At 72.3% G+C, this 10,279-nt stretch carries 5 protein-coding genes; 4 read left to right on the top strand and 1 reads right to left on the bottom strand.

What is annotated here, in order from left to right; all coding sequences use genetic code 11:
* Positions 1-91 precede the first annotated feature (91 nt).
* Entirely contained in the window at positions 92-5,635 is a 5,544-nt protein-coding gene (locus tag ACFC2L_RS15385) for a cell wall-binding repeat-containing protein (RefSeq protein WP_375825154.1), read from the bottom strand.
* Positions 5,636-6,182: 547 nt separating this feature from the next.
* On the opposite strand from ACFC2L_RS15385, the gene eno reads away from it, so the two are divergent.
* The 4 genes from eno to ACFC2L_RS15405 all read left to right on the top strand — a co-directional run bounded on the left by eno (position 6,183) and on the right by ACFC2L_RS15405 (position 10,228).
* On the top strand, positions 6,183-7,469 hold the full coding sequence (eno, locus tag ACFC2L_RS15390; protein ID WP_375825155.1) for a phosphopyruvate hydratase: 1,287 nt from the start codon (positions 6,183-6,185) through the stop codon (positions 7,467-7,469).
* Between the two features lie 273 nt (positions 7,470-7,742).
* Positions 7,743-8,603 carry a septum formation initiator family protein gene (locus ACFC2L_RS15395; RefSeq protein WP_375825156.1) on the top strand — a complete coding sequence of 287 codons (861 nt, stop codon included), beginning with the start codon at positions 7,743-7,745 and terminating at the stop codon, positions 8,601-8,603.
* A 41-nt stretch (positions 8,604-8,644) separates the two neighbouring features.
* The gene (locus ACFC2L_RS15400; RefSeq protein WP_375825157.1) at positions 8,645-9,172 is read left to right on the top strand and encodes a DUF501 domain-containing protein; all 528 of its coding nucleotides are present in this window, start codon (positions 8,645-8,647) and stop codon (positions 9,170-9,172) included.
* Between the two features lie 21 nt (positions 9,173-9,193).
* Positions 9,194-10,228 carry an exopolyphosphatase gene (locus ACFC2L_RS15405; RefSeq protein ID WP_375825158.1) on the top strand — a complete coding sequence of 345 codons (1,035 nt, stop codon included), beginning with the start codon at positions 9,194-9,196 and terminating at the stop codon, positions 10,226-10,228.
* Positions 10,229-10,279: the final 51 nt, after the last annotated feature.

Here is a 10,279-nt window from a genome sequence, read left to right on the forward strand (position 1 = left end):
CCGCCGGAGCGGCGGACCCCCTCGCCGTCAGGAGGGCGGTCCGGTGGAGAAGGGGCCGGTGCCGGCCGGCCCCACGGGCCGCTCTACCCGGTCAGGGGCCTCCGGTCACCGTCGAGACGGTCGAGATCACCGTCTCCGCCGTGCCCTGGTCGTCCGTGTAGCCGACCACCACCCGGATCTGGTGCCCGGCCTCGGCGGCCGTCACCTGGTACGCCGTCGGCACCACGTTCTCCAGGACCCGGACCGTGGCGAAGCCGTCGGTCGACGCTTGCCACGCGTACGTGATCCCGGCCTCGGACGACTCCTCGAGCCCGTCGCCGTCGGTGAACCCGCCGAGGTTCAGACCGCTCCCGACCGTCACGACCTCCGGCGACAGCACGGGCTGCGTCGGGACGTCGTTGACGTTGACGACCGCGGGCAGCGCCTCCGAGACGATCGAGCGCAGCTGGCCCTGGTCGTCGCGGAACGTGACCACGACGCGCAGGAGCATCCCGCCGTCCCCGTCACCCGGGGTGAAGGTGTCGACCCGCCCGTTCGGGGCGTCAGGCAGCGTGTCACCCGTCGCGGACGGCTCCCACTCCTCGCCGCCCTCGCCCAGCTGCCAGGCGAACCGGACGTTCGTCGGGTTCTGGACGAGCGACCCGTCGAAGACGACCGTCGCCGTGAGCGGCAGGTCCTCCGTCGGGGGGTCGATCTGGCCGGCGAACGTGACGGTCCCGAAGGACGCGCACGCCTCCATCGTGGCCAGGACGAGGCAGCCGTCACCGAACTGCAGCATCTCGACGTTGCGCAGGACGTCGCGGCCGTCGCTCTCCTCGAGCTCCGCGGCGCCCGTGTGCTCGACGGCGGTGTAGCCGTCGCCGAGGTCGGTCACCTCGTACGCCTCCCGGTCGAACTGGTAGACCGCCGTGTCGATCACGCCGTCCGCCTCGTCGTCCTCCACGATCTCGCGGACGATCGAGATGTCGCCCGGGTTGATCTCGCCCGAGAAGACTCGGGTCTGGAGCTGGGCCGCGTTGTCGAAGCGTTCGTCGCCGACGGCGAGCTGCACGCGCAGGTATGCGTCGCCGTCGATGAAGTCGTTCCCGCCCCGACCTTCGACGAGGTCGGAGCCCGGCCCCCCGATGAGCAGGTTGCTCTGCCCGTCCTGGTCGGCCGCGAGAGGGTCGTCCATGAACCGCAGCGCGTAGTCCTCGTGCCCGCCGCCCGGTCGGAGGATGGCCTCCAGCCCGGGGAACAGGTCGAGGGTCTCCTGCGTCATCTTGTGCAGCGGCACCTCGTTGTCCGGGATGTCGTCCACGCCGAAGCCTTGCCCGCGCAGGACGTCGTTGCCGCCACCGCCGGAGAGCGCCTCGACGAGGTCGTACCGGTCGCGGACCGCCTGGACGTCCGGGCGCTGCAGCGTCGAGAACCTCAGATCGGCGTCCACGCCGCCGTTCTCGCCGTAGTACGTCACCCAGTCGTAGCCGATGGCGCCCTCGTGCCGGTCGGTGCCGAAGGCTCGGCCGACGAGCACGTCGTCGCCACCCTCACCCTCGATGTCGTCGTTGCCCGGTCCGCCGACCACGACGTCGTTCCCTCCGATCGTGTCGTTCTGGAACTGGTTCGCGTTGTCGCCCTGGGCCAGGTCGGCGTGCGAGCCGCCCTGGATCCAGTCGTCACCCTCGCCGCCGAAGACGTTCGTGCGCCCGGCACCGCCGAGCACCACGTCGTTCCCCGTGCCGGCGAAGATGTCGTTCGGCGTGTCGTTGCCGCCCACCACGAAGTCGTTCCCGTGGCTCGCGAGCAGCAGGTTCACGCCGGGACCGCCGTTGATGGCGTCGTTGCCGAGGCCACCCTTGATGTTGTCGTCGCCGAAGCTGTCCGTGAGGATGTCGTCGCCCGGTCCACCGATGATCTCGTCGTTCCCGGAACCACCCTCGATGCGGTCGTTCCCGCCGTAGCCCCACAGCGCGTCGTCACCCTGGCCGCCGCGGATGCGGTCGGCCTCGGTCCGGTTGCCGTGGATCTCGACGTGCTCGTCGCCGTCCCACCGATACGTTCCGTCGCCCATCTGGGTCAGCTGCGACGGCCAGGGGTCGGGCAGGTTCTCGAGGTCGAGCGACGGGTCCGGGACGGAGAAGATGTCCGCCGGGAGGAGCGACGCGTCCGTGTTGCGCTGGATGAGCTTGGCGAACGAGTTCGCCTCGAGCGCCGCGAAGAGCTGGTTCCCCTGGTTGCGGAACAGGTAGTAGAACCGGTCGCCGAACTGCAGGTTCTCCAGCTGCTTCTCGAACACGAAGTTGAACGTCGAGCCGAGCATGCCGCCGAACGGGTCGAGCGCCTCCGCGAGGCCCCCCGTCCAGAAGTCGACGTCTTCCAGACCCGTCGTCGTGAGGCCGTCCGCACCGTTCGCCCAGGCGCCCGTGCTGTGCACGAAGTCGAGCCGGTCGGCGGGAAGGTCCGCAGGGACGGGTGGCGGCGGGGTGAGCTGCTGCTGGACCGCCGGGCTGATGACGCCGGTCCCCCCGAGCACCGTGATGCGGCCGGGGTCGAGGCGCCTGAGCTCCGCGAGCACGCCGGCGGGCGCGGCCGTCGGAGGGACGAGCAGGAGCGGACCGCCGCTGAGACCGGCGACCGGGGCTGCTGCGAGAGCGTCCGGGAAGTTGGTCCCTGCTGCGACGAACGCCGCGGGCGCCCCGGACGGGTACGCGTACCGGCTGATCAGCAGGGCTGTCTGGTAGCGGTCGGCGCCGCCCAGCCGGGTCACGGCTCCGGTCGTGTACGTGCCGAGCCGCGTCTCGACGGCCGGGCTGATGACGCCGGTGCCGCCCAGGACGACGATCCTGCCGGGGTTCAGCCGGTCGAGCTCGGCCGCGATGGCGGCGGGGACCGAGCTCTGCGTGACCAGGAGGACCGGAGCACCGTCACGTGCCGCGACGGCCGCACCCGCGAGCGCGTCGGGGAAGTTCTCCCCGCTCGCCACGTAGGCGACGTCGACGCCTGCCGGGAACGCCGAGGCGCTGACGTTGGCCGTGGTCTCGTAGCGGTCCGCGCCGAACACGCGGGTGACCGCGCCGGTGGTGTAGGTGCCCAGACCGTTGAGGACGTCCTGGCTGACCGCTCCCTCACCGCCGAGGACGACGATGCGCTGCGGCTGCAGCCGGGCCAGCTCGGCCGATGTCGCGTGGGGGATGGTCCCCGGCTGCACGAGCAGGATCGGACCGCCCTGGGACGCGGCCGCGGGCCCGCCGGCGAGCGCGTCGGGGAAGTTCATCCCGCTCGTCACGTAGGCCACCGGCACCCCGGGCTCGAAGAACCCGCTGCTGATCTGGGCGGCCGTCGCGAACCGGTCGCTCCCACCGACCCGGAAGGTCACCTCCTGGCCCTGCAGCGTCCCGTTGACGAGCAGGGAGGCGGCGTCCCGCTTGGCGTCGACGGTCGTCGCGGCCAGGATCGTCGGGTGGGTGCCGTAGGCGGCGACGAAGTTGACCAGCGACGCGTTGCTGCCGCCGCGGCCGAAGTTGTTGCCGTTCTTGAGCCCGAGACCGAAGTCGTGCCAGCTCTCGTACGGTTCGAGCGTCGGCGACCCGGTCGCGGCGAAGAACGTCCGCCGGGCCTCCTGGAGACCGGGCGTCCCGGTGTCACGACCGCGAAGCATGTTGATCGTCGCGAGGTCGAGCGGCAGGCCGAGCAGGTTGTTGCGCAGCGTGCCGATGACGTGCTCGTCGATCTGCCCGGCCACCTGGTTGGTCGTGCCGTTGACGACGGCGCCGGCCGCCTGCTCGGGGGTCAGCGTCCCGTCGTCGTCGTACGTCCGGGGATTGAGGAAGCCGTCGAGCAGGCTGACCCCCTCCGTCCCGAATCCCTGGCGGTCGATCTCCTCCGTGAGCATCGAGTGCCCGAACCGGTAGACGACGTGCGCGTACTCCGCCACGATCGCCGGGTCGACGGTCGCGTCGTAGCTGTTCTCGTTGAACACGATCGGGTCGACGTTCGGCTGGATCTTGCGGGCGAACTCCTCGAAGACGAGGTGCTGGTACTGCATCTCCGTCGCGAAGCGTGCCGCCTGGAAGAGCCGCTGCTCATAGCTCCAGTCGTCGTCCTCCGGTCCCGGGAGCTCGTCGCCCGACCGCTTCGTCGGCCACTGGTGCTCGAGGCCCTGGTAGGCCTTCTGCAGCTCCGGGTTCTCGGCGAGCACCCCGTCGATGTAGCCGACGAGGCGGTTGTGCTCTGCGTGGAACACGTGGTGCACGGCCGTGAGCCCGATGTTCTCGTTGCCGCGGCCGTCACCGGTGACGAAGTGCTCGTCGAGCGAGACGTTGTCGTAGCCGGCGAGCGACTGGTCCGTGACCGGTGACCCGTCCGCGTTGAACAGGGGGACACCCGGCGGGATCGGGCTGCCCTCGTCGTCGAACTGCTGCGGGACGAGGTTGCCGTCGGCGTCGAACAGCGGGGTCGAGCCGTGCGCGATGTCGTCGAGGAACGCGTGCGCGGTGCCGAGCGCGTTCGCCGTCGGGACGGGGTCGGTGACGTCCCCCTCCACGTTGAGGGGGTCTTCCGTCGCGGGGTCGCCGTCCTCGTCGGTGACGAGCAGCGGGAAGCCGTTCGGGCCCGGGATGAAGTTGCCGTAGAGGTCCACGGCGACCTGCGGCACGTTGAGCACGTCGGCGTCGGTGAGCGCGATCCCGAGGACCTCGTTCGCCTGGCGCTTGACGTCGGCCCACGTGGTGAGGCCTCCGGTGCCCCCGCCGGGGAGCGTGCCGTCCAGCAGCCGGCCCGTGTCGTGCGGGACGCCGTCCCGCAGCTCGTACTCCCGCAGGAAGACCTGGTGCGCGGGGTGCGACGTGTACGTCTGGTTCTGGTCGACCCACGGTGTGGTCTGGTTGTTGTGCTCGTCGTCCGAGGTCCCGACGACGCCGTCGGGGCCGGGGAGGCGCGTGGCCCGCGTGAGGACGAGGAAGTTGGTCCGCGACGCCGGGTCGTACAGCGGGTCGTCGGGCTGCAGCGGGACGACGAGCGTGCCGTTGCCCCCCTTGTTCACGAGGTCGAGGCCGTGGTCGAAGAACTGGCCGAAGAACGTGAACCAGGCGTTGAAAGGGGCGGAGAGGCCCTCGTCCGGCGCCGTGTTCGGGATGTACACGGAACCGTCGGGACGGACCTCACCGCCCTCGGTGCTCTCCGCCGCGTTGACGGCGGCGGGGTTGTCGGCGCTCTGGTCGACGATCAGGTTGGAGATGATGCGCGGGTCGGCGTCGTAGACGAAGCTGCCGGGCGCGAACATCGAGTAGCAGGTCGTGCCGGCTGCGCACACGTCCGTCGCGCCGGGAGGGTTCGGCGGCGAGAACGGTGGGCCGGGATCGGCCTCGCGCCACGTGGTCCCCAGGTGCCGGGGGAACGGGCGGTCGGCGCTGCCGTACTCCTCCTGGCCGGCGAGCAGGTTGTTGAACGAGCCGTCGACGGTGCGCAGACCGAACGGGAGGGCAGGGCTCGGGACGCACTTGCCGCTCCTGTCGGTCGGGTCGTCGCAGAGCAGCGTGCCGCCCGCGGAGTGCGCCTCGGAGACGTGGATCTGCTTGAGGATGAACTCGAGGTCGTGCGCGGTCAGGCGGAACGACGGGTCGGGATCGGTGACCGCCGCAGCCGGGGTGCTCACGAGTGTGCCCGCGAGGATAAAGGCGAAGAATGCGGCGATGAGCCTTCTGGTCCGCCCATTTCGCCGCGCTCGTTCCGAGCGCATTTCATAGAGCTTCATGGCGTCTTGTACCCCTTTGAACGGTGCTGTCTTCGTTGGCAGCACTACGGTTCGTAGCGTCACGCTACTGCTGGACCAAGGTGAACGGTAGGTGAACACCGGGTGAACTTGCCCGGTATTGCGCGCCCCGGCGAATGGCAGCGGCAGGCAACGAGTTGGACGGTTGTGGGGGTCAATTGAGCCGGATTCTCCGAGATTAGACCTGGTCGATCGTCCGACTCGCCGCGCGTCGTCCTCCCCTGCGGGACCAACGTCACGGGCGCTCCCGTCGAGGGTCCCGCGTGCGGGACCACGGACCGGACGCAGCGGCGCAGGTCACATCCGGGCACTAGGCTGGGGTCGTAAACCCACCACCGTCGCGGGCGCGCACGCGGCGTCCCGGGTTTCCCTGCCCGGGTCGGCCACACCCCATTCGAAGCGCCCGCAGCCCTGCCCCGAAGGAGCACCTGTGGCCAGCATCGAAGCCGTTGGAGCGCGCGAGATCCTCGACTCCCGCGGAAACCCGACCGTCGAGGTCGAGGTCGTCCTGGACGACGGGACGTTCGCCCGCGCCGGAGTGCCGTCGGGCGCGTCGACCGGTGCGTTCGAGGCCGTCGAGCGCCGTGACGGCGACAAGTCCCGCTACCTGGGCAAGGGCGTCGAGGGCGCGGTCAACTCCGTGATCGACGACATCGCCCCGGAGCTCATCGGCTTCGAGGCCGAGGACCAGCGCCTCATCGACGCCGCCCTCATCGACCTGGACGGCACCCCGAACAAGGGCAAGCTCGGCGCGAACGCGATCCTCGGCGTCTCGCTCGCCGTCGCGAAGGCCGCCGCGAAGAGCGCCGGCCTCGACCTGTACCGCTACGTCGGCGGCCCGAACGCGCACGTCCTGCCCGTGCCGATGATGAACATCCTCAACGGCGGGTCGCACGCGGACTCGAACGTCGACATCCAGGAGTTCATGGTCGCCCCGATCGGCGCGTCCTCGTTCCGCGAGGCGCTGCGCACGGGCGCGGAGGTCTACCACTCGCTGAAGTCCGTGCTCAAGGGCAAGGGCCTCGCGACGGGCCTCGGCGACGAGGGCGGCTTCGCTCCGAACCTGCCGAGCAACCGCGACGCGCTCGACCTCATCCTCGTCGCGATCGAGCAGGCCGGGTTCGTCCCCGGCAAGGACGTGGGCCTGGCGCTCGACGTCGCCGCGACCGAGTTCTTCCAGGACGGCGCCTACCAGTTCGAGGGCAAGGCGACGAGCTCGGAGGACATCATCGCGTACTACGAGCAGCTCGTGCGCGACTACCCGCTGGTCTCCATCGAGGACCCGCTGTCCGAGGACGAGTGGGGCGCCTGGTCGCAGCTCGTGGCCGAGGTCGGCGACAAGGTCCAGATCGTCGGCGACGACCTGTTCGTCACCAACCCGGAGCGCCTCGCCAAGGGCATCGAGCTCAAGGCGGCGAACTCGCTCCTGGTCAAGCTCAACCAGATCGGCACGCTCACCGAGACGCTCGACGCCGTCGAGCTCGCGCAGCGCAACGGCTTCACCGCGATGGTGTCGCACCGCTCGGGCGAGACCGAGGACACGACGATCGCCGACCTGTCCGTCGCGACGAACGCCGGCCAGATCAAGACCGGTGCCCCCGCCCGCGGCGAGCGCATCAACAAGTACAACCAGCTCCTGCGCATCGAGGAGGCGCTGGACGACGCCGCGCGCTACGCCGGTCGCGGCGCGTTCCCGCGCTGGACGGTGCAGGGCTGACCTGCAGCTGACCGTCCGGTCACGCAGCAACCCCGCCGGGGCGACCCGGCACCCGGAGCCCGGTGGGCCGCTCGTCGGCCCGCCGGGCTCCGGCGTGTCCGGCGCCGAGCGTGTCCGGCCCCGAGCGTGGGCGAGCCCGCGCCCGCCGCCGAGCCGGTGCGCGCCGCCGCAGGTCACGGCCGCGGGTGAAGATGTCGTGTCGATCGGCTCACGTTCGCGGGCGCACCGCGCGTGCTCCCGGGGCCGGGGCCGTCGCGGCAGCACAATCGGGGCATGCCGTCCTCGCGCCGCCCCCCGCGCCCCGGTGCCCCCGCGCGTCCGGGGACCGGGCCCGCGCGCGGGTCCGGGTCGAAGCCGGCGCCCCGTTCCGGCTCGACGGCCGCCGGTGCGTCCCGCCCGCCGGCGTCCAAGCCCGCGGCGCCGAAGGGCGCGTCGGGCACGCGGCCGACGACCGGGAAGAGCGCTGCGACGGGCCGCACGAGCGGGGCGAAGTCCTCCTCGCCGGCGGGCGCGCGCCGCCCCGCCGCGCGGACGCAGCGACCGGCACCGTCGCGACGGGCTGCCGGTCCCGCGCCGGAGGACCGGCGCCGGAGCCGGTACGGCTTCCTCCTGCCCGAGGTCGTCACGGTCCGGACCCTGGTGCTGTCCGTCGTCGTGCTGCTCGCCGTCGTGCTGCTGCTGCCGACCCTGCGGGCGTACGTCAACCAGACGGGGGAGCTGCGCGAGCTGCGCAACGACCTCGCGCAGGCGCAGACCCAGCACGACGACCTCCAGTCCGAGCTGGACCGCTGGGACGACCAGGCGTACGTCGAGCGCGAGGCGCGAGACCGCCTGAACTTCGTCATGCCGGGCGAGCGGCCGTGGCGCGTGCTCGACCCGGAGACCGTGGTCGACGACATCGACCCGCAGACGGGGCAGACGATCACCGACGGCCCCGTGCAGGGCTACGAGGACGGCACTCCCTGGTACGAGGCGATCTGGGCGTCGGTGCAGGTCGCGGGCGAGCAGCCGGTGTCGTCGGGAACGGGCGAGGGGGCCGGGACGGCCGACGACGGGGCCGGCGAGGAGTCTCCGCCCGCGGGCGAGGAACCGGCCGGCGACGGCTCGGCCCCGTCGAGCGGGGAGAATGGGTGACGCGTCGACCCGACGCGCCCGACCGACCCGAAGGAACACCCGTGCCCGACGCCCGCCTGGCCATCCCCGCCGACGACCCGGACGCCGTCGTCACCGAGCGCGACCTCGAGACCCTCGCGGAGCAGCTCGGGCGCACCCCGCGCGGGGTGGTCGGCATCGCCGCGCGCTGCGCGTGCGGGCGGCCGCTCGTGGTCCGCACCGCGCCGCGGCTCGAGAACGGGACGCCGTTCCCCACGACCTTCTACCTCACCCACCCGGGCGCCGTGGCGGCCGCCTCGACGCTCGAGGCGAACGGCGTCATGAAGGAGATGTCGCAGCGCCTCACCGAGGACGAGGAACTCGCCGCCGCGTACCGGCGTGCGCACGAGCACTACCTCGCGCAGCGGGAGTCGCTGGGCCACGTCGAGGAGATCGACGGGATCTCGGCGGGCGGCATGCCGACGCGCGTCAAGTGCCTGCACGTCCTCGTGGGGCACGCCCTGGCCGCCGGCCCCGGCGTCAACCCGCTGGGCGACGAGGCGCTCGAGCGGGTGCGCGACGTCTGGCGCCCCGACCGCTGCACCTGCTGACGTCGTGGCACGCTTGGTCGCATGACCTCTGGCTCCACCTCTCCTCTCACCCGTGACCCGGGCGCGCTCGCCGCGACGGCACCCTCCCCGGCCCCCGCCGGGCCCGGCACCTCGCGCGTGGCCGCGATCGACTGCGGCACCAACTCGATCCGCCTGCTCGTCGCGGACGTCGACCCGGCCGCGGGCACGCTCGTCGACCTCGACCGGCGCATGGAGGTCGTCCGGCTCGGCCAGGGGGTCGACCGCACCGGCCGCCTCGCGCCGGAGGCGCTCGCGCGCACGCTCGAGGCCGCGCGCCGCTACGCCGACGTGATCGCGGAGCTCGGCGCGACGCGCACGCGGTTCGTCGCGACGTCGGCCACGCGGGACGCCGAGAACCGCGACGAGTTCGTCGCGGGGGTCCTGGCCGCGCTGGGCGTGGAGCCCGAGGTCGTCTCGGGCGAGGAGGAGGCCGCGCTGTCGTTCCGCGGTGCGACGTCGACGGTCGCTGCCCTGCGTCCGGGCCCCTACGCGGTCGTCGACCTCGGCGGCGGCTCGACCGAGCTCGTGCTCGGCACGACGACGCCCGACGCCGCGTTCTCGATGGACGTCGGGTGCGTGCGCATGACCGAGCGGCACCTGCGCTCCGACCCGCCGACCGCCGACGAGGAGGCCGCGGCCCGGGCCGACGTGCGGGCCGCGCTCGACGAGGCGGCGTCCGTCGTCCCGCTGGGGGAGGCGGTGATGCTCGTGGGCCTCGCCGGGTCCGTCACGACGGTGACGGCCCACGCGCTGGGCCTCGCACGGTACGAGCGGGAGCGGATCGACGGCGCCGTGCTCCCGGTCGACGCGGTCCTCGCGGCGTGCGACGACCTGCTCCACCGCTCGCGCGCCGAGCGCACGGCGCTCGGCTTCATGCACCCGGGCCGCGTGGACGTCATCGGCGCGGGCGCGCTCGTGTGGTCGGAGGTCGTGCGCCGCGTGCGCGACGACGTCGCCGCTGCGGGCGGGTCGCTCACCGAGGTCGTCACGAGCGAGCACGACATCCTGGACGGGATCGCCTGGTCCATCGCCTGACGCGCCCGCCGAACCCGGGGTCGCTCCCCGCCCACGCTCTGGGGTGGGGAG

The sequence above is a fragment of the Cellulosimicrobium sp. NPDC055967 genome (assembly GCF_042269845.1).
In the GTDB taxonomy this organism is placed as follows: Bacteria; Actinomycetota; Actinomycetes; order Actinomycetales; family Cellulomonadaceae; genus Cellulosimicrobium.

Excerpts from the sequence above, each read along its gene's own strand:
- ACFC2L_RS15395 (WP_375825156.1), top strand. The coding sequence starts at position 7,743 with ATGCCGTCCTCGCGCCGCCCCCCGCGCCCCGGTGCCCCCGCGCGTCCG.
- ACFC2L_RS15405 (WP_375825158.1), top strand. The coding sequence starts at position 9,194 with ATGACCTCTGGCTCCACCTCTCCTCTCACCCGTGACCCGGGCGCGCTC.